The sequence below is a fragment of the Vibrio sp. 10N.247.310.98 genome, from assembly GCF_041467395.1.
Taxonomy (GTDB): Bacteria; Pseudomonadota; Gammaproteobacteria; order Enterobacterales; family Vibrionaceae; genus Vibrio; species Vibrio crassostreae_C.
Genome location: NZ_JBFSUL010000002.1, coordinates 169,871 through 190,314, shown reverse-complemented (window position 1 = coordinate 190,314; position 20,444 = coordinate 169,871). Strand labels below are relative to the sequence as shown.

General features: G+C 45.8%; 14 protein-coding genes and 2 pseudogenes. 10 read left to right on the top strand and 6 right to left on the bottom strand.

Going from position 1 to position 20,444, the window contains the following annotated elements; all coding sequences use genetic code 11:
• Positions 1–153: 153 nt before the first annotated feature.
• A complete protein-coding gene (locus AB6E78_RS01740; protein WP_372132325.1) occupies positions 154–801 on the top strand; it encodes a DUF2806 domain-containing protein in 648 nt (215 codons plus the stop codon).
• A 655-nt stretch (positions 802–1,456) separates the two neighbouring features.
• Here the strand turns inward: AB6E78_RS01740 and AB6E78_RS01735 are convergent.
• Both AB6E78_RS01735 and AB6E78_RS01730 read right to left on the bottom strand, forming a co-directional pair.
• Positions 1,457–2,707 (bottom strand): lipase family alpha/beta hydrolase, encoded by a 1,251-nt coding sequence (locus tag AB6E78_RS01735; protein WP_372132328.1) that lies wholly within the window; start codon positions 2,705–2,707, stop codon positions 1,457–1,459.
• Positions 2,708–2,864: 157 nt separating this feature from the next.
• Positions 2,865–4,101 (bottom strand): annotated as a pseudogene (locus AB6E78_RS01730) (amidohydrolase family protein).
• A gap of 267 nt (positions 4,102–4,368) precedes the next feature.
• Here AB6E78_RS01730 and AB6E78_RS01725 point away from each other — a divergent pair.
• Positions 4,369–4,857: a hypothetical protein gene (locus AB6E78_RS01725; protein WP_372132330.1), complete on the top strand. Its 489-nt coding sequence runs from the start codon at positions 4,369–4,371 to the stop codon at positions 4,855–4,857.
• 99 nt (positions 4,858–4,956) lie between these two features.
• Here the strand turns inward: AB6E78_RS01725 and AB6E78_RS01720 are convergent, their stop codons facing one another.
• Positions 4,957–6,687, bottom strand: coding sequence for an amidohydrolase (locus AB6E78_RS01720; RefSeq protein WP_372132333.1), 1,731 nt, complete (start codon positions 6,685–6,687; stop codon positions 4,957–4,959).
• A 320-nt stretch (positions 6,688–7,007) separates the two neighbouring features.
• Here AB6E78_RS01720 and AB6E78_RS01715 point away from each other — a divergent pair, with 320 nt between their 5' ends.
• Positions 7,008–7,526 carry a lipocalin family protein gene (locus tag AB6E78_RS01715; protein ID WP_017060193.1) on the top strand — a complete coding sequence of 173 codons (519 nt, stop codon included), beginning with the start codon at positions 7,008–7,010 and terminating at the stop codon, positions 7,524–7,526.
• Positions 7,527–7,620: 94 nt separating this feature from the next.
• On the opposite strand, the gene AB6E78_RS01710 is transcribed toward AB6E78_RS01715, so the two are convergent.
• Positions 7,621–8,235, bottom strand: coding sequence for a TetR/AcrR family transcriptional regulator (locus tag AB6E78_RS01710; protein ID WP_372110961.1), 615 nt, complete (start codon positions 8,233–8,235; stop codon positions 7,621–7,623).
• A 236-nt stretch (positions 8,236–8,471) separates the two neighbouring features.
• Between AB6E78_RS01710 and AB6E78_RS01705 the strand changes: the two genes are divergently transcribed.
• The 7 genes and pseudogenes from AB6E78_RS01705 (at position 8,472) to cyoE (ending at position 18,209) form a co-directional block, all read left to right on the top strand.
• Positions 8,472–9,593 (top strand): efflux RND transporter periplasmic adaptor subunit, encoded by a 1,122-nt coding sequence (locus AB6E78_RS01705; RefSeq protein WP_372110962.1) that lies wholly within the window; start codon positions 8,472–8,474, stop codon positions 9,591–9,593.
• A gap of 8 nt (positions 9,594–9,601) precedes the next feature.
• On the top strand, positions 9,602–12,700 hold the full coding sequence (locus tag AB6E78_RS01700; RefSeq protein ID WP_372132338.1) for an efflux RND transporter permease subunit: 3,099 nt from the start codon (positions 9,602–9,604) through the stop codon (positions 12,698–12,700).
• A 733-nt stretch (positions 12,701–13,433) separates the two neighbouring features.
• Positions 13,434–14,330, top strand: coding sequence for a ubiquinol oxidase subunit II (gene cyoA / locus AB6E78_RS01695; RefSeq protein WP_081326284.1), 897 nt, complete (start codon positions 13,434–13,436; stop codon positions 14,328–14,330).
• A 5-nt stretch (positions 14,331–14,335) separates the two neighbouring features.
• A pseudogene (gene cyoB, locus AB6E78_RS01690) lies at positions 14,336–16,413 on the top strand (cytochrome o ubiquinol oxidase subunit I).
• Positions 16,403–17,020, top strand: a complete 618-nt coding sequence (gene cyoC / locus AB6E78_RS01685) for a cytochrome o ubiquinol oxidase subunit III (RefSeq protein WP_372132341.1) — start codon at positions 16,403–16,405, stop codon at positions 17,018–17,020. Before cyoB ends, cyoC begins: the two are co-directional and overlap by 11 nt.
• Positions 17,020–17,331 carry a cytochrome o ubiquinol oxidase subunit IV gene (cyoD, locus tag AB6E78_RS01680; protein ID WP_017105301.1) on the top strand — a complete coding sequence of 104 codons (312 nt, stop codon included), beginning with the start codon at positions 17,020–17,022 and terminating at the stop codon, positions 17,329–17,331. The genes cyoC and cyoD overlap by 1 nt, the downstream gene beginning before the upstream one ends.
• Before the next feature lie 8 nt (positions 17,332–17,339).
• The gene (gene cyoE, locus AB6E78_RS01675) at positions 17,340–18,209 is read left to right on the top strand and encodes a heme o synthase (RefSeq protein ID WP_048669035.1); all 870 of its coding nucleotides are present in this window, start codon (positions 17,340–17,342) and stop codon (positions 18,207–18,209) included.
• A 107-nt stretch (positions 18,210–18,316) separates the two neighbouring features.
• On the opposite strand, the gene AB6E78_RS01670 is transcribed toward cyoE, so the two are convergent.
• Together AB6E78_RS01670 and AB6E78_RS01665 are read right to left on the bottom strand one after the other, a co-directional pair.
• Positions 18,317–19,306: an efflux RND transporter periplasmic adaptor subunit gene (locus AB6E78_RS01670; protein ID WP_017107610.1), complete on the bottom strand. Its 990-nt coding sequence runs from the start codon at positions 19,304–19,306 to the stop codon at positions 18,317–18,319.
• Complete coding sequence (locus AB6E78_RS01665; RefSeq protein WP_372132345.1) at positions 19,306–19,947, bottom strand: magnesium transporter; 642 nt, start codon at positions 19,945–19,947, stop codon at positions 19,306–19,308. Before AB6E78_RS01665 ends, AB6E78_RS01670 begins: the two co-directional genes overlap by 1 nt.
• Positions 19,948–20,444: the final 497 nt, after the last annotated feature.

Genomic DNA, 20,444 nt, shown 5'->3' with positions numbered 1-20,444 from the left:
AACGATTGTTCTGGTTAAACTCTAGGAACGTGGCCAATATCAGTTGACCACTACAAACCATATATTAACTTCGAATTACTTGAGAAACAAAAAGTCACTCGAAAGTATGCTCAGGATATCCAAGAAGAAATCCACCTAACTAAAGCCATTTTAATGGCAGAGCATGATCTTTTGAACAGTGAGTATGAATCGAATGAAGAACCCATTGACCAAGATTGGTTCACTCGTTGGAGAGATAGTGCTGAAAAGGTATCAAATGAAGACCTTCAAAGCTTGTGGGCAAAGGCTTTAGCTGGCGAGGTTGCTACTCCAGGCTCTTATTCATTACGAACGTTGGAGTTCCTGAAAAATCTATCTCAAGCAGAAGCTAGGGAAATATCTAAACTAGCTCCCTTTGTAATAAATAAAAAAGTATTCAAGTTGCCAGACTTAGAAAACAAAGGTTTAGAGTTTGATTACCTACTAGAGATGGAAGACCTAGGCATACTCAGTGGTGTTGAAGTCGGCGGTCTGTCATGGTCGCTAGGGACATATGCAAAAGAAAGTTATGTACAAAATATGCAGTATGGTGGAAAAATCCTCTTGATTGAGAAGGATGAACCAATAGATCTTCAGTTAAGTGTCTACAAGGTGACTAAGCTAGGTTGTGAAATACTGAAATTGGGTATTTTTCCGTTCGACTATGATTATTTTGAGCAAGTTGGACTACAAGTCAAAAAACAGCAATATAAGGTGCGCTTAGCTAATATGTTAGGGACATATAACAATCAAATACATTTCGATAATGAACATGAACTTTAGAGTGTAAATGGAGGAACTACGTGCGCCCCATAACAGGCTGTAGGATTAGTCAAAAAGACTGTTTCGAAATTTGCGATGAGCTGTTATCCATATAAAGGCGAACGCTAACATTATTCTGATTTACCTACTGGTAAGTAGGCTCCAGAAATTCTTGGTGCGACACCTTATCTGCAAAACTAAATCCTCTCCTAGCCTCCCCTTAATCAGCATCTTCGATCCATTGTGGTTCGTGGAAAGGGGAGGAACAGAATACCGATCGTGATATGTGCAGCTGTACGTTCAGCGCTAAAGAAGGTTCTCCCCCTCGGTCGCAGATCTAAAGGGGTTGATGAACTTAACATGAGGGGGAGTTAGAGGGGGAGGGTATTTGAAATCAGACCGAGCGCACGCGATATCAACGCTCTCAACTCAGACACGAGTTTCGCTTCATCCAAAAAAATGGAACGCCTGAGCGTTCCATTTTTCGTATCTGATTTACCTTAAACTTGCTCGCTTGGGTGTCCCCACATTCGCTCACTTGCGTAAGGGTCAGAGATGCTTGAAGTCGATTCACCCACGTCCTCTAATGCGCCAGGGGGCAGTGCTTTAGCGAGCCTGCACTCTAAAGGTGAGCGGCGCCCATGGCTCAAAAACTGATTATGCGGCTAAAGGTAGATCAATTTTCTTGTTCTGCTCTTAACCAAAAATTGGACAGGTCTTCAAACAGATCATCATTATCTAAAATACTCAGATGGTTTTCGTTGTAACCACGAATTTGGTCCGCATTCAATTGGGCCGGTCGTGATAACTGGCTTGATAAATTGATCACACCATCGTTGCTGTTGGTATTAAATAGGTCGCCCGAGTTATAACCAAAGGCTAAAAAGTGGGGAATGTGAATCTTACTGCTGTCAATTAATAAGTCAGCGATAAATTTCCCGTCTGGATTTAAATCAACCCATGCCGGCATTACTACGGGAGAGTACTCGACCCCTTGTTTAGCAGACTCGACACCACCAAACGGCGAAGATATGGTGGCTACGCTGCTTACAAAATCGCATAGCTGCCCAATACGGCACTGGCGAAGACTGTTGGTGGCGACAAGCCCGCCCATACTATGTGCCACAACATGTAATTGTTGGATTTTGTATTCCGTTAACACCGTGTGCATGAGGTTATTCAGGCCTTTGGAGTTCAAAGCCAGAGACAAGCCTGAAGGATAGTTAAAGACCCAGATCTGATATTTAGATTGGTCGACTTTTTCAATCAGTGGGGCAAAATCTAACGCAGTGGCGTTGATGCCATGCACAAACAAGATCGGGATTTTGTTTGGGTCGAACTCTGACAGAAAGTAGAGCCCAGCGTTATCTTCGAGCAAAAAGGTCAGCGGCTGCCACATGCCGAGTTTGCCATTTTTTCTGTCAAAAGGTGGAGCTTCCAAGCTCACGACTGTGCCTATGTCGATCAAATCCAATTCGATTTTCAACAGTGAAGATAGTGAACGATCAACAAACGCTCTTGGGGCTTCACTCTCATTAACCGTTAGTGAGACTTCTATTGTTGATCTGTCTTGGTGATCACGTAGGTTGATTACACTGAAAGCTTCATCGGCTTGTAGGGTAAGGTCTTGATTCTTATCTTCAAAGATAAGTAGGTAGTGGATGTTATTCGATACATGTAAGTGAATACTGTCACTGTCTATGATGCCATCGTAGCCATCAACCTCGCCTTTGTTAATGTCTTTGATTTGTTCAATCACCACGGCAGAACCGGAGGCATGTTGATTCAAGGTAACCATGTATTGATTGGTTATGGAGTCGATGGCTTGTATCTCATTAGATAGATTTCTAAAGTTACCGCACCCTGACAGCAGTGAACTGAGTAATAGCACTGTGCTGATTAAGCGTGCAGTAAGTAATAGCTTCATTCTAATTTCATCCTTATCCCACCCCGATTTATCCATAAATCAATAACCTGAGTTTAATAGTAGCAATAAAACAGCGCTTAATAAAAAGGCAAGCAAACGACTATAAAGTTCGCTTGCTTGCCTGAGAGGTTTCATTACTTAGTGAGTATATTGAACACTAAAGCGTGTTTTTGTACACCTTGCCGTCTTTCATGATCAGTTTTTGTGTCTCTGTGTTTGCCACACAAGCAACACTGTCCAGTGGGTTGCCATCGATGATCAATAGGTCGGCATACGCGCCTTCAACCACTTGACCAAGTTTGCCTTCTTGGTACGGGTGTTGATAAGTCGACATCTCGAACAAACGTCCACAGTTTGATGTCGCCATGCGAAGCGCGGTGATGGTATCGAATACTTGCTCAATCGCACCAAGTTCATTTAATTGTGTCGCATGAACGTTGGTTTCGCCCACACAGTCAGTGCCAAAAGCGATGTTCTGGATGTCGTATTTCTTAATCAATTCTGCCGACTTGAACATGGCTTTACCCACGCGCTCTGTTTTGCGATATGTCTCTTCGTTTGGCAGTGGGATCTTACGCTCTGCAATCAATGAAGAGGTAAAGTAAGACGGGATCACCCAGATACCTTTCTCTTTAATTATCTCGGCAATGTCGTCGTCCATGATAGTCGCATGTTCGAATGACATCACGCCCGCTTCAGCGGCTCGGCGCAGCGACATAAGTGCCGTAATCGGAAGCGGCCTCAACTGCGGCTTTCATCTCGTCTGATGTAAATTGCAATGTGTCTAGCGGGTCGAAGGTTGAAGATGCGCCACCACCCGGCATGATCTTTATTTGTGACGCGCCCATGAATAGCTGTTCACGCACCGCTTTCAATACTTCTGAACGCCCATCGGCCACTTTCATTGAGCCTTGCTTCATCATTGGTGAGTCTTCATGGCCGTTTGCTAAACGCTCTTGTGCTTGGTTTTGACGGTAATCGGAGTGACCACAAGTTTGTGAGATAGCCGCCATTGAAGGAAGAATACGTGGGCCAGTGGCATAGCCGTTGTCGATGCTGTTTTTAAGGCCAAGCGTGTTACCTGCTACATCACGAATGGTGGTAAAGCCACGCATTAACATCTCTTCAGAAATCTTTGCTGAGCGAATCGCCACTTCTTCACGCGTCATGGTATCAATCACGTTGAAAGGTGCAGATCGCGTGATATGAACGTGCGCATCAATCAGGCCTGGCATGACCGTGCCACCTTGAGCATCAATCGTTTCATCGGCAATCGTTGGGTCAATCTCTCCAATCTGAGTGATCAAGTTATCTTCGATGAGGATTGATACGTTCTCGATTAAGTTGTTATCAACACCGTTAAATACGTTCGCGTTAGTGATTAGTTTTTTCATAGTCTGCACCTTTTGGAAATGAGTGTGTGTCGCTGATGGAGTCATCTTATGGGGCGCAGCATTTGAAGAATGGCCATTTGGTGACAGTGATGAATTGGGCGTGTTTTTGCTATTGCTATAAGAGAGGAAAGGGGGATTATTGTCGAATCATTAATTTGAGGAATGAATGTTGGCGATGTCATGAAATGGTAAGTTTTGCTTCGATTCGAACGCTAAGATGTATTTCAAATCAAGGCGACTTATCAAATTAGATTAGAGAGAGACAGAATGACTAAATCAGACAAAGTTTACGGGTTCAACACACCACAACGTCTATTCGTAGGTTACACGTTAGCCGTGCTGGTGGACTTAGTAGTGCTTAACTTCTTCGATGAGTACTGGGACTTCGTTAACATTGAGTCTTTCACTATCTCTTTGATTGCGGCATTGTTGCTGCAGCTATTATTGAAGCTCTCTATTGGTTTAGAGCACAAGATTGCCGAGCACTTTAAAAGCAAGCCTGGCACTGCACCTAAGGTGTACCGAGCAATCACCACTTACATTATCTTGGTGGGCTCAAAGTTCGTGATGCTAGAAGCGATTAACCTTCTGTTCGGAGATAAGGTGAGCTTTACAGGCCCTTGGGGCGGTGTAGTCGCATTCTTCGCTGTGGTATTTACGATTTTGGTTGCTGAAGTGATTGTATCGAAGATCTACTTTGCACTTGATGACAAACAAGATTCAACAGAGAAAGCACTAAAAGAGACCAACGCGTAACAGAACTAAAATACAGATGTGAATAACTGACGAGCCAGCTGAATAAGCTGGCTCGTTTTCGTTTGAGTTGCGATAACCAATTCGATACGCGAATTGGCTTTATTTTTCGTAAACCACATCCCCGCGTAACACCGTCATCAACACTTGAGTCTTAGCGATTTGTCTTGCTGATACTGTGGTGATGTCGCGGTCGAGAATGGCGAAGTCAGCGGATTTGCCTACCTCAATAGAACCTGTTACATCTTCAATTCCAAGACTTTTGGCGGCATTGAGCGTGTAAGCGTCGATGGCTGTGTAGATATCGGTTAGGCCGGTTTGGCCCATGATTAAGCTGTTCGCGATGCCGACTAAAGGGTTGATGTCGTGTACGTTCCAGTCACTGCTTAAGGTGATATTCGCGTCGGTCTTGAGTATTGCATCGAGGTTCATCATGGCTTTAGCACGGCGAGCACCTAGGAAAGCTTCGGCCCATTGGTGTTGATGCCTTGCAACGTAATCAGAGCCAACTTGGAAATCTGCAGTTACATCTAACTGGCGAAAGCGTGGCACATCTTCATCATTGATTAATTCGACATGGGTTAGGGTGTAGGGTTTGGTTGAACCTTGTTTGCGAATACTTTCTATCGCATCAAGAGATTCACGAACCGCTCCATCACCAATAGCATGAATGTGGGCGCTAAAGCCGATTTTCTCGAGCGCAGTTAACCATTCTTTCATTTGTTCTGGCGGAATATAGTTCAAGCCATTAGGAGACTGGGGTAGATAAGTATCTAAGTAGGGCGCGAGTGTTTTGGCGGTGCCATTGATAAAGATGCCATCACTGTACATTTTCACCTGATCGACAAGTAACAGATGGCTTTTATCGTCGGAATGCATTTTCTCAAAGACTTCTAATTGAGAAGACATCACCATCGATGGGTACACCCAAGGGCGTAGCGATACTCGCGCCGTTAAGTCTTGATTTTGCTCGGCCTCTAGCCAAACGTCATACCAACCTCGTTTCCAATACATGCGACCGTCGCCAATGGTGGTGATGCCGTGGGTTGCCGCTTCCTCAAGCCCGAACATTAAGCCTTGGTAGCTTTGCTCAAACAGTTCACTTTGGCTATTCCAAGCCATCTCCATCACTTGATCGCCAGCATTGTCTAGCAAGATGCCATTGAGCTTGCTGCTATCTTGGTCTTTTAAATAAACACCGCCTTGTGGGTCTGGAGATTGTTGGCTGATTCGAGCGATTTTTAGTGCTTTTGAGTTGACCCACATCGAGTGTGAAGTCTGCTCCATAAGCACCACGGGGCGATTAGGGAAGACACTGTCGATGATCTCTAGTGGCGTGTAGTCAGAGTCGCTATCGAGCGTCGCTTCCAAAGAAAAACCATAGCCTATAAGCCAACCTCTGCCATCGGTATCAGCATTGATCTTACACGCTTCTAAGTAGGGGATTTGCTCTTCTAACGTTGCTTCAGAGTCGAGTTCACAATTGCCACCCAGCTCTGAGGCGGCTTCAAACACATGGTTATGGTTATCAATAAATCCCGGAAGGACAAAGGCATTGTCTAAATCAATGACATCAGTGCTTTGCCCTTGAAAAGTTTGCGCCTGTGATTGGTTACCAATGAAGATGATCTTGCCTTTGTGGGTAACGATCGAGTCCGACTCACGATGCCCATATATATCTGCATTGGTAAAAATCTGGTCAGCACTTTGGCTTTTAACGGCTGTTTGCGCTTGAACAACGGTGTTGGCTTGTGCAAGCATCGGCGCTACGGCCGATAAGCTTGCGAGTAATGCTATCCATGCAGTGCATGGCAGAGTGAGCTTGTTGTTCATTATTATGTCTTCCATGTTCCACTGTTTAGTAAGTATAGAAAGCGAGTGGCGAGAATCATATCGTGAATTTTTAATAATAAAGTGTCCTTGGTTGCTCTCTTGTTTGAATGTAATTCCAGTGCCTTTTGAGGTGGTTGTGGGAATACAGCTCGTCAATAAAGGATTGCGAATCCATTCGCAGACTAAACAATTCACATAAGGTTCTGAATAAATTACAGTTAAGTGAGCTATAAAAATGGATTTAACGTATTACCAAGGATGTAAGTTTATGTTTTCAAGAGACTTACTCGCATTACTAATAAAAACAAGTCGAGGTTAGGATGAAAAAAATATTATTGCTGCTTAGCGTGATCTTATTGGGTGGTTGTGTTGGCATGCCCGAAACGGTAAAGCCTGTTCAACAGTTTGAGTTGGAACGATACCTAGGGAAATGGTACGAAGTGGCTCGTTTGGATCACTCGTTTGAGCGTGGCTTAGACAACATCAGCGCTGAATACAGCCTTCGTGATGATGGCGGCGTGAAGGTGATTAACCGTGGTTATTCGGCGGAAGAAGGTGAGTGGAACGAAGCGGAAGGAAAAGCGTACTTCGTTGAGGGCTCTGAACAAGGCTATTTGAAAGTGTCTTTCTTTGGCCCTTTCTACGGCGCTTATGTCGTGTTTGAATTAGACAAAGAGGGCTACCAATACGCGTTTGTTTCTGGGCCCGACACTGATTACTTATGGCTACTCGCAAGAACGCCTGAAGTCGCACCAGAAGTGATGGAGAAGTTTAAAGCCATGTCGAAAGAGCGTGGCTTCAATACCGATGAGCTGATCGTTGTGGAACATACCCAATAAACCGATCGCTGTTATTGCTGAGAGTGACTGATGATTGATAAGGCACAGAGGATGAATTTCTCTGTGCCTTTTTTATTCAAAGATAGAGCTACAATTAACGAGGCTGGTTGCCGTTTAAGAACAGCGCGACACACTCTTTGGTGTAGAGAAGCCTCTCTTGCTCTGACTCACCGCTTTCGTGTCCGAAGAATCCCCAATACGCTGACTTACCATGGAACATCAGCAGGAGTTGTCTTGCTGCAATGATCGGCGAGCTTGACGTTGATAAGATCAAATCACCCGAGTCCACTTTGCTTTGTAGATAATCGGCGAGCAAAAGGGTAGTTTTTTGCGGTCCTGTTTCTAGGTAGATCGAAGCGATCTCTGGGTGCGTGTTGGATTGGCTCACCGCATTTTGAAAGGTCTGTCTGGATTGCTCATCAAGTAACAAATCTTGAAACTTCACACCAAATTTCACCAACTCGTCTTCCAAAGTGGCATTCATATCAAAAGCAGAAGGGCTGAGTTCACGCTCGGCACACTTAGTTTGCATGCAGGTTTCGAAAAGATCGTCTTTGTTTTTAAAGTGAGAGTAGACCGTTTGCTTGGAAACGTTCGCTGCTTTGGCTATCTGATCCATATTGATCTTGAAGCCATGTTCAGAGAAAAGTTTACTTGCTGCGGTTAAGATCTGCGATCTCTTCTGTTCACTCTTGATGATTTTTGTCACGTGCTTGCTTCTCGTTACTTGGTGTTGGGTCGTTACCTAGCTTGTCTCTTTGCTTAGTGCCTATTGATACTCCGCTATAGGTGTCTCATTTGGCGCTAAGCATTATGCTTTTTGTGATGGTTTTATCAAACATTAACCATGAAACTTATTTTTAACATAATCAAACTAGACAGTCTAGTTTGGTTTGGTTAGTCTAAAAAAAGAACATAATTGAGTACCGCATAGGAACAGGAAGTATGTATAAATTGATGAAGGGAAGCGCAGTAGCAGTGGCGTTGTCGACTCTTCTTGTCGGGTGTGGTGAAAATACACAAGCCGAGACAGCATCCGATGCAGATAATGCTGCAGTGGAATCGAGTAGTGCAGCGTCGACAGTCTTAACAGTAGAAACTGTCGCTTTGGAACGCTCTCCATCGTATGCGGTACAGCGTGAATATGTCGGTGTGGTAAAGGCCGGGCAGCAGGCGAATTTGGGTTTTGAATTGGCGGGTAAGGTCAATGAGATTCTGGTGGATGTCGGTGACACAGTCACAACAGGTCAGCCGTTGATCCGATTGGATACCCAACTTTTGGAAACCGAGTCTAGCCAACTGAAAGCGCAGGCTGAAGAAGTCAAAGCTCAATTGAGTTTGGTGGCAGCGAACCTTAAACGTCAACGTTCATTGAAAGCGAAAGGCTTCAGTGCCGAAGCGGAGATTGATTCTCTCACCAGTGAGCAACGCGTATTGCAGGCGAACTTGTTGCGCATCGATGCATCGGTAAAAGGCAACGAACTGAAATTGGTGAAGTCGACAGTGCTTGCGCCTTATTCTGGAACCATCGCGACGCGCTTTGTTTCGCTCGGAGATGTGGTGAATGTGGGTAATCCAACTCTTACACTGCTCGCTTCTGAGGGCAAAGAGGCCTTCATCGGTATTCCTGCTCACCAAATGCAAAAAGTCACCTCACTTTCTTCGCCTAACATCCGAGTTGGGAGAACAGATTATGCCGTGGAGCTATTGAATCCCGGCGCAATGGTCGACACCCAATCTCGCAGTGTCGGTTTGCGTTACCTATTCCCTGAACAATCATCGGTATTGGAAGGGCAACTTGCCTACCTTAAATTTGATGAGCAGATTGATGACTCAGGTTACTGGGTGCCATTAACGGGTTTGATTGATGGATTGCGCGGTGTGTGGAACATCTTTGTGATTGGTGAAGACAATAAGGTTGAACGTAGAAGTGTTCAGGTGTTGTTTGCCAACAATCAACAAGCGTATGTGAGTGGGGCGATTGAAGACGGTGAACAGGTCATCGCCAGTGGTTTACATCGCTTAGTTCCGGGCCAAATCGTGAAACCAGTCAGTGCGGCTGAGTAGGTAATAGTATGAAAATAATAGAGACTATTTCCAACACTCGACTGCTTATCTTGATGACCGCGCTGCTGATGGTGAGTGGTATTTCGGCGTTCATGACGTTGCCACGTGCAGAAGACCCAGTAATCATCAACCGTTACGCGAACATCACAACCAGCTTCCCCGGCGCCAGTGCCGAGCGTGTTGAAACCTTGGTTACTGAGGTAATCGAGAACAAGCTGCGTGAGCTGAGTGAAGTTAAATTGGTGAGTTCAACCTCTAGGCCGAGCGTATCGATTGTCACGCTAGAACTTAATGACACCATCACCGAGCCAGAACCCGTCTGGTCCCAAGCTCGCGACAAGTTATCTGATATCGAATCCATTTTGCCTGCGGGTGCTCAATCGCCTGATCTCGATAGCGACCATACCTATGCTTTCACGACCATCGCATCTCTAACTTGGTCTGGTGCAGGCGAGCCTGATAGGTTAACGCTGGGCCGTTATGCCAAAGAGCTCGCCAAGCGACTAAGAACTTTGTCGGGTACTGAATTCGTTGATGAATACGGGATGCCGCAAGAAGAGATTCAAATCAGTTTACGTACGGCCGATGCCGCTGCTCTAGGGCGTTCAAGCGCCAATATCGCTGAATCGCTCGAAGGGGCAGACGCCAAGAACTCGGCCGGCGAGTTAGTGAGTGCTTATTCTCGCTTTGGCTTAGAGATTAAGTCTGAGCTTGATTCCATTGAACGCATTAAGCAAGTGCCAATAGCCACTGATAGCAAAGGTCACATCATCCGTATGGAAGACATTGCTTCTGTGAAACGTGGTGAGAAAACCCCACAAGACCAGATTGCTATTATTGATGGTGAGCCGGGTGTGATTGTCGCGGCAAGAATGCACCCTGATCTGCGAGTCGATAACTGGACGTCGCGAGCTAATGCTCTGATTGGTAAATTTGAGCAAGAGTTACCAAGTAACGTTAAGGTGACAGTGCTGTTTAATCAGCAAGGTTATACCGAGACTCGCTTAGACGATTTAGGCAAAAGCTTGATGATCGGTTTCGGTCTGATTTTGATTGTGCTGTTTGTCACTTTAGGCGTACGTGCCGCGATCTTAGTCGCCATTTCTCTGCCGTTAACCTCATTATTGACCCTGTCGATCATGAAAATGACCGGTGTGCCGATTAACCAAATGTCGGTGACAGGCCTAATTGTGGCGCTCGGGATCATGGTTGATAACGCGGTGGTGATGGTCGATACCATTCAAGCTTATCGCTTGAAAGGGCAACAGCGCGCTGAAGCGACCATGAATGCATTGAAGCATTTATGGGTGCCGTTATTAGGCTCAACCTTAACTACCGTGTTGGCGTTTGCTCCGATTATCTTGATGCCGGGTGCATCGGGTGAATTTGTCGGTGGTATTGCGATTACCGTTTCTTTCTCATTGATCGGCTCTTACATTATCTCGCACACCTTAATCGCAGGCTTAGCGACCAAGTTATTACCGAAACAACTCAGCGACGTTGATAAGAAAGGGCGGCACCATTGGTACATGACGGGTTTGAGAATCCCAGCTTTGACGCGTTGGTTTTCGTCTTCTGTTCGCTTTGGCGTCACGCATCCAACCATCACGATTGCTTTGGTGTTATTGGTACCGTTTACCGGTTACTGGAGTATGTCTCAGCTGACTGAGCAATTCTTCCCGCCATCAGACCGAGACATGTTTGAGATTCAGGTTTACATGCCGCCGCAAGCGAGCATTTACGCCACCAAAAACACCTCTGAAAAAATCGACGATATCATTCATCGTTACCCTGAAGTGGAACGCATTGATTGGCTAGTGGGCGCAAACTTCCCATCCTTCTATTACAACCTGCAAGCAAGGCAAAATAATGCGCCGTACTTCTCGCAAGCCATGGTGAAAACAGAGAACTTTGACCAAGCCAATGCGCTAATTCCACAGTTGCAAAAGGTGTTGGATGAAGAGGTGCCGGAAGCACAAATCTTGGTACGTAAGCTTAACCAAGGGCCTCCATTTACCGCGCCCGTTGAACTGCGAGTGTATGGTGAAAACCTCGATACGTTGAAAGCGATTGGTGAGGATGTGCGATTGATTTTGGCGGGTGTTCCTCATGTGACGCACACAAGGGAAACGCTGCAACCGGGTACACCTAAGGTGTGGTTGAAGGTCGATGAAGACACCGCAAAGCTGAACGGTATTTCATTGAACCAGTTCGCAGGTATGCTGCAAACTACGCTGACAGGTCGTGAAAGTGGCTCTGTGATTGAAGGCAGTGAGTCGGTACCAATCCGTGTTCGTGTCGCGGATGAAGCGCGTGAAAACCTAGCGCATTTAAGCAATATTCGTTTGCCAATTAGCTCTGAGGTGTACTCAACGGGAATTAATGTTTCGACTCTGGCAGAACTGGAATTGACGACCAGCCGCGGCGCGATTACTCGTCGTAACGGGCAACGAGTGAACACCATTGAAGGTTACATTGAAGCGGGTGTTTTACCTCAAACCGTCCTTAATGAATTCCAGAAACGCTTAGCAAGCTATCAGATGCCATCGGGTTATACGATTGGTTTTGGTGGTGAATCCGCTGAGCGTGACAATTCAGTTAACAGCCTTATCTCGAATGTCGCCGTTGTGGTGGTATTGATGGTGTTGGTGGTGGTGATGTCATTCAACTCGTTCCGAATGAGCAGCATCATCTTCATGGTAGCAGGGTTGGCTGGTGGACTAGGGCTGTTGTCGGTATGGATCTTCGGTTATCCGTTCGGCTTTACGGTGATTATCGCGATGCTTGGGATTGCGGGCTTAGCCATTAACGCGGCCATTGTGATTTTGACCGAATTGAAACTCGATAAAGAGGCTTCCTCCGGGAATGTAGATGCAGTCGTTGAAGCTGTGATGTCGTGTACTCGCCATATCAGCTCAACCACGATAACGACTGTTGGCGGCTTTATGCCATTGATCATCGCTGGCGGTGGTTTCTGGCCTCCGTTTGCGGTCGCGATTGTTGGCGGAACGGTATTAACCACGCTTATCTCGTTCTACTTTGTGCCGGTGGTTTATCACTTGATGACTCGAAATCAGCGAAAAACCATCGCGACTCAAGCGGCATAACTGTTTTTTAATTTAACTGCTTTTCAATTGCCCATAATCGAGCCGTATCTGGCTCGATTATGGTGTTGTTATTCTCGATAAATTCATCCCAATTCCTACCATTGTGTTGTTCTTTTCACCGCTATAACGTTCTCAATTAGTCAAATTATCCTTTCTGTTAGTCATAATATTCTTTCAATTCGTCACAGTAGTACATCGATGAATGCTTGGTTATCTTGCTGGTGAATGAGTGGGTATTTTGAATAATCTAACCAGTGAATACCTTGTAAATGGTATGTGAATTCACAATCTTGATGGGCGTCACACTTCTATTTATTCGCTCTTTCTAATGTACCTTGAACTTGCCCTGGGCAGTGGTGACGCGCGAGTGTTTATCTACTTTTTCTAAATCCCTTGTCAGTACTGGCTCCATCTGTGTAGCACGCTATTGATGTGTGTCTTGATCGCTTACTGCTTCTTAGTTTTCGTCTTCATAAATGGAAGGTTAGTTTCCAAGTTTGTTTGGTGAGCTTTCAATTTCAACTCTTCATAATGCGCCGAATGTAACAATGTATTTCAAAGTGTAACAATTAAGTCATGTTTTCTGTGTGGTTTTAACCCAGCAGTAACGAACCTTATTGCATTGCTTTTTGAGATGCGGCGTTTCACATGCTCAACACATAAATATTCTAATGATCATGACAACCAGTACTCAGACGTTCGTTCTGAGGCTGGATAACCATCGAGAAAGTTAATGGAAGCTTCAAGATATAAACGCATTTTATCGAGGACAAATTTGTCGAAGATTGGTTTGCTGGGAACCGTTCTGATGCTCGAAGGATGTAACTCCGCATTGCTCGACCCAAAAGGTAGCGTTGGCGTTCAGGAAAAAGAGCTGATTATCACGGCTCTGTTGCTGATGTTGATTGTCGTCATCCCAGTGATTCTGATGACCATCTACTTTGCTTACCGATACCGCGAGAGCAATACCACGGAAGAGTATGCACCTGACTGGGCACACTCAACCAAGATTGAAGTGGTGGTATGGACGATTCCAATCATCATCATCGCGATTCTAGCCACCATCACTTGGCGAACAACACACGAATTAGAGCCATCAAAGCCTCTGGAAAGTGATGTGCAACCTATGGTGATCGAAGTGGTCTCTCTGGACTGGAAGTGGCTGTTCATCTATCCGGAGCAAAACATTGCGACGGTTAACTATGTTGCGTTCCCGAAAGATGTACCGGTGACGTTTAAGCTAACTTCAGACAACATCATGAACGCGTTCTTTATCCCGCGTCTTGGTTCGCAGATCTACGCGATGCCGGGAATGGTGACCAAGTTGAATTTAATTGCAAACCACGAAGGTGACTTCAAAGGCTTTGCATCGAACTACAGTGGGAAAGGGTTCTCTCAGATGAAATTCACCGCATCGGCCATGCCTGATCAAGTGGCGTTTTTAAACTGGGTGGAGAAAGTGAAAGCAAGCCCTGATCGCATCGAAGATTGGGAGCAGTTCCGTTCATTGGCCGCGCCAAGTGTGGCTGAGCCTGTGACGCTGTTTTCAAGTATCCCACCATTTTTATTCACTGATGTCGTGACCCAGCACCCTGGTTCAATGAACTGTTTGCCGGAAACCCAAGGATAATCGTCATGTTTGGAAGATTAACTCTAGACTCAATTCCCTACCACGAGCCCATTATTTTGGTCACGTTAACCATGATCGCTTTAGTGGGCAGTTTAGTGGTGTACGCGGTAACCAAAGCCGGTAAGTGGCAATACCTTTGGAATGAATGGTTTACGTCGGTAGACCACAAAAAATTGGGCTTCATGTACATTGCTGTTGCGATGGTGATGTTAGTTCGTGGCTTTGCTGATGCGGTCATGATGCGTAGCCAGCAATTGCTTTCTGCAGCCGGTGAAACGGGCTATTTGCCGCCACATCACTACGACCAGATCTTCACGGCTCACGGCGTGATCATGATTTTCTTTGTCGCGATGCCTTTGGTTATCGGTTTGATGAACATCATCGTGCCGCTGCAAATTGGCGCTCGTGATGTTGCATTCCCTTATCTGAATAACTTGAGCTTCTGGCTATTTGTGGTGGGTATTATCCTAACCAACATGTCGCTTGGCTTGGGTGAGTTTGGCCGTACGGGTTGGTTGGCGTATCCACCGCTTTCCGGTATTGAGGCAAGCCCTGGAGTGGGGTCGACTATTGGATATGGGCACTGCAAATATCCGGTGTGGGTACCACGTTAACGGGTGTGAACTTCTTCGCGACGATTTTGCGCATGCGTACTCCGTCTATGCCAATGATGAAGATGCCAGTATTCACGTGGGCATCGCTGTGTGCCAACATCCTGATCATTATCTCTTTCCCTATCCTAACGGTGACCATCGCGCTACTGACTTTGGATAGATACATCGGCACGCACTTCTTCACCAACGACCTTGGTGGCAACGTGATGATGTATGTGAATCTGATTTGGGCATGGGGACACCCTGAAGTGTACATCCTAATCTTGCCTATCTTCGGTGTGTTCTCTGAAGTGACGGCAACCTTCTCACGTAAAAAACTGTTTGGTTATACCTCGCTGGTATGGGCGACGGTGGCTATCACCATCCTTGCGTTTGTGGTTTGGCTGCATCACTTCTTTACTATGGGTTCAGGCGCAAATGTGAATGCCTTCTTCGGCATCGCAACTATGATTATCTCTATCCCGACCGGGGTTAAGATCTTCAACTGGTTGTTCACCATGTACAAAGGTCGTATCCGCTTTACCACACCTATGTTATGGACGGTCGGTTTCCTTATCACCTTTACGGTGGGTGGTATGACAGGCGTATTGATGGCAGTTCCGGGCGCAGACTTTATTCTGCATAACTCGGTATTCCTGATTGCTCACTTCCACAACGTAATCATCGGTGGCGTAGTGTTCGGTTGTTTCGCTGCTATTGGTTACTGGTTCCCGAAAGCGACGGGTTTCACTCTGAACGAACTTTGGGGAAAACGCGCATTCTACTGCTGGATAATCGGTTTCTTGATGGCGTTCTTGCCGCTTTATGCTCTGGGCTTTATGGGCATGACGCGTCGTTTGAGCCAAGACATCAATCCTGAATTCTTCCCTCTACTGGCGGTTGCGGCTGCAGGTACGGGCGTGATTGCGATGGGTGTGGTGTGTCAGTTCGTTCAGATTTACGTGAGTGTTCGTGACCGCGACCAAAACCGAGATCTAACCGGTGACCCGTGGGGCGGACGCACATTCGAATGGGCAACGTCTTCACCACCGCCGTTCTACAACTTTGCAAAATTGCCTAAGGGCGATGAGATCGATTCGTTCTGGTATCAAAAGCAAAGTGGTGAGTTTGATCCAACTCAGGAAGAAGAATACGAACGTATTCACATGCCGAAGAACACACCGACAGGTATCTATGTTTCTGCATGGGCGTTGGCATTTGGCTTCGCAATGATTTGGTACATCTGGTGGCTAGCGGCGGCAAGCTTAGTGGGCATCGTGGTGACGTGTATTCAACACAGCTACAACGACGATGTGGACTACTACGTGGAAGTTGAAGAGATCAAAGCGATTGAAGCGGCTCGACGTGCACAGCTTGAAGAAGCTAAGAGACAGTCAGTGAAGGGCGACAACTCTGGTCGTGGTAACAGCGCTGACGGTGACAGTGATAACAACAATAAAGATGATTTGGAGACGACGTATGCAAGCTAATACTCCGTCACACACTTATGATCTTGCACACTCGCATGATCATCACCACGAAGCTGCGGGTAACAAGTTGTTTGGCTTCTGGGTTTACTTGATGAGTGACTGTGTCCTGTTTGCCACACTTTTCGTGACTTATGCCGTGCTTGAGAGTGGTTCAATCGCAGGGCCTACAGGCAAAGACATCTTTGAACTGCCGTTCGTGTTTGTCGAAACCATGATGCTGCTGTTCAGTAGTATCACCTTTGGCTTTGGCATGATTGCAATGAAGCGCAAAGACGTTACGGGACTGAAGCGATGGATCAAAGTTACTTTCGTATTGGGCTTAGCCTTTATCTGTATGGAAGTGTATGAGTTCCATCACTTGATTGCAGAAGGTTATGGTCCTCAAGAGAGTGCGTTCCTTTCTGCGTTCTTTACCTTGGTTGGCACACACGGGTTGCACGTAACGTTTGGTCTGATTTGGATGGCAGTGGCGTATCACCAGCTTTCAACCAAAGGCTTGAACGACAACATGTCGATGCGTTTCCAGTGTTTAAGCTTGTTCTGGCATTTCCTTGATATCGTTTGGATTTGTGTATTTACCATTGTGTACTTAATGGGGGTGATGTAATGGAACAGCATCTAGACAGCGGTGCAACGGATTATGTGAAAGGCTTTATTGCGTCACTAATTCTGACCATTATTCCGTTCTACATCGTGTGGTCACATGCGCTATCAAGCACGGAAACTTACGTGATCTTGTTCGGGTGTGCGCTGGTGCAAATCTTTGTGCACTTTAAGTACTTCTTGCATATGGAAGCGAAATCTTCCGATGGGCGTTGGAACTTGGTGTCACTGATGTTTACCGCCATCGTTGTATTGATTCTTATCGCTGGCTCGGTATGGATCATCTACAACATGAACGTCAACATGAAGTTGTAGGCTAGGGTATGCTGAAAAGATATCTGTCTATTACCAAACCGGGCATCATTTTCGGCAACCTGATTTCTGTTGCGGCGGGGTTCTTCCTCGCCGCAAAAACAGAACCAGCCAGTGCGATGTTGTTACTGACAACATTAGCGGGTGTGGGACTTGTGATTGCATCAGGTTGTGTGGTCAACAACATCTTTGACCGAGATATCGACCAGAAAATGAAACGAACCCAGAACCGTGAATTGGTTCAGGGCAACATCAACACAGACGTCGCATTTATCTATGCGTTAGTCATGTTGTTGGCAGGCACGGCGTTGCTGTTTCAATTCGTTAATCCGATGTCTGCGGTGGTGGTGTTGCTTGGTTATGTGTTCTACGTTTTTTTCTACACCATGTGGTACAAGCGTAATTCAGTTTACGGCACCTTAGTGGGCAGTATTTCTGGCGCGGTTCCACCATTGGTTGGCTACCTTGGCGTGACGAACTACCTGAGCTTAGAAGCCGTTCTGCTGTTCATTATGTTCTGCTTATGGCAAATGCCACACTCGTATGCGATTGCGATGTTCCGCATTCAAGACTACCGAGATGCAGGCATTCCCGTTTTACCGGTTAAAGAGGGTGTGGATAAGGCTCACAAACATATGAAAGCGTATGTGGTCGCTTTTGGCGCGGTTGCTCTGGGGTTATTTTTACTCGGAGAGGCGGGTTATGAATACCTAGCCGTGTCGGCAGCCGTTTGCTTTATGTGGACCAAAGTGACGTTCCGTAAGGTTGATTGTCTTAACTACATCCAGTGGTCAAAGACAGTCTTCAAGGTCTCTCTGCTGGTGGTGATGAGCATCAGCGGCGTACTTGGACTGGAACTGATTCCACTGCCTTTTTCGTAAGGTTGGAACAAGATTAACCTATCAAGCAGTTCGCACCAATAATATAAATACCCCGACGAGCGGGGTATTTTTGTTTATCTTCTATCCAACTCTTACGCGTAACTTGTTTACCAAGCGCCTAAGTAAGACTTGTAAGATTGTAGGCGAACCGTTGCCGCACCGATTACATCAATAAAGCCCCAGAACGGATGTGGCTTCTCAGCAGAAATCCAAGCTGCGCCAGCTGAACCAATTGGGATATTGAAACCTTCTGGTTCGATGATCTCAAGTACGATGGTACGGCCTAAACCGTTGCCGTTTCTTACCACGTGTTGACCGACGCTTTGTGGCCCCTGAAGTGGAGAAATACTCGACTCACCCGTACCTGCATTAAAGCTGTGTACTTTTGCTCGGAACACATGCCCTGGGTAGGCATCAACGAAGAACTCTGCGAAGTCTCCTACTTGAACATAGCCGTAAGTTTGGTCTGAAATACGCATCTCAAGGAATTTTTTGCTGGTATTGTAGAGGTGCATGTTACCCATGACAGAACCTTCAGCAATATTCACTATCGATACCTGACCATCAAATTCAGCTCTAATGGTTTTCTTCTCTTGCGCCCAATTTACTTTTTGTAGATCGGCTTTTAACGATACAAGTTGAGCGTGCAGCACTCGAAGGTCTGAGTCGTATTTTTCTACGTCACGCATATTGAAGATTTCAGGTGACGTTTCAGCGCGCTCTAAGTCGCGAGTCATTTGCTTGATCTCTTCTTCTTTCTGAACAATTGAAGATTCGATCTTTGCTTTGTCTGCGGCAGAATCGATGTCGACGAGTGTGTAAATTACGTCGCCTTCTTTAACCATTTGGTTGTGCTCAACAAGCACTTTGTCGATCTGCTGACCAAAGATAGGTGACATTACCGCATGTGGTGCTTTCACTGTGGTTGAGTTGGTTAAATCAACCGGTGCCCATAAGCGAGAGATAACCGCTAATACCGCAAGGATTGTTACGCCGCCAATGGCAGCCCACGTGTAGTTTTTGAAGTTCTTCTTCAGTGCGCCTGTCGCAAACAGTGACCATACAATTAGGATGTATGGAATCATCATCTCTTTCATTATGCGACCTCTTTTTCTGTAGGGGATGGTTTTGTTGGAGCCTTTTCTTCTGAAGACTGTTCTTTAGAAGATTGTTCTACTGGAGACTCTTGTGTTGGAGACTGATTTGTTTGAGACGGCTCCGTTACCGATTGTTCAGGCGATACGTGGACAGCGGCTGTCGCTGCATTAGCCGCATCTTGTTTAGGCTGAACACCACGGCGAATCACATCACTCAGTGATTGACCAATATGTTTCCAGTTCGCCAATGCGATAACCAAGGCGATAACCCAGAATGTTTTGCTGATGAACAGTCCACAAAGTGACAGTGCAAACACGATCTGTACGTGAGCGCTTTTGTGCTCTTTTGCTTTATGCACTCCCAGTTCATGCAATTGCCACATGCCGTAAATACCGGCTAATACGACAGCAATGGTCACTGAGAACAAGTAACCAGAGAAGTACTCCATCTGGAAGAAGTTCATCATCATTTCATTGGGATGATTGTTGAATTGAGACATGTCGATGTCTTTAGAATGGATTGTGCCTAACGGTGCAAGAGCCCATGCACCAGCAAACATTACCGCCATAAACAGGCAGAATTTAATCAAGACCATCACAACGGCCCAGATTTTCTGGAAAACGATTTTTATAAAGTTCATATCTCAACCTAAATAAGGAGAGAGAAAGTGCAGCCTTGGTACAAGACTTTTAGAAGACATCTGAAAGAGGTGTTGAACTCACGTAACCGTATAGACCTACTGAGTCAAAAGTACTAGATGACAATTAAAAATCGCTTTGACCACGTAGACAACGCATTCTCGCGAATAGAGTGTTAAAAACACCTGGCGAAATCATTCTTAAGTAACGTCTACCATTGATAGGTTCGTTTGCTGCATTGGGTTTTAAGGCCGTCTTCCGTGATGTGTGCAACACCATCATCTACACATTTTTAGGTTTTCTGTTTAGGTTAAGAATTGATTTGTTGGCGAAATAATAGGAAGTGTAACTGGTGCTATCTACGCATTATTGCGATATTGAATTATCGTAATTACGATGAATTGAGTGGTTGCTTAAACGTGAGGTGGGTTTATTTGAACAGGCTCAAACTCGGCTTATAAAATATGTCTATTTAATTAGCCTGGATCATAGAAGTGGC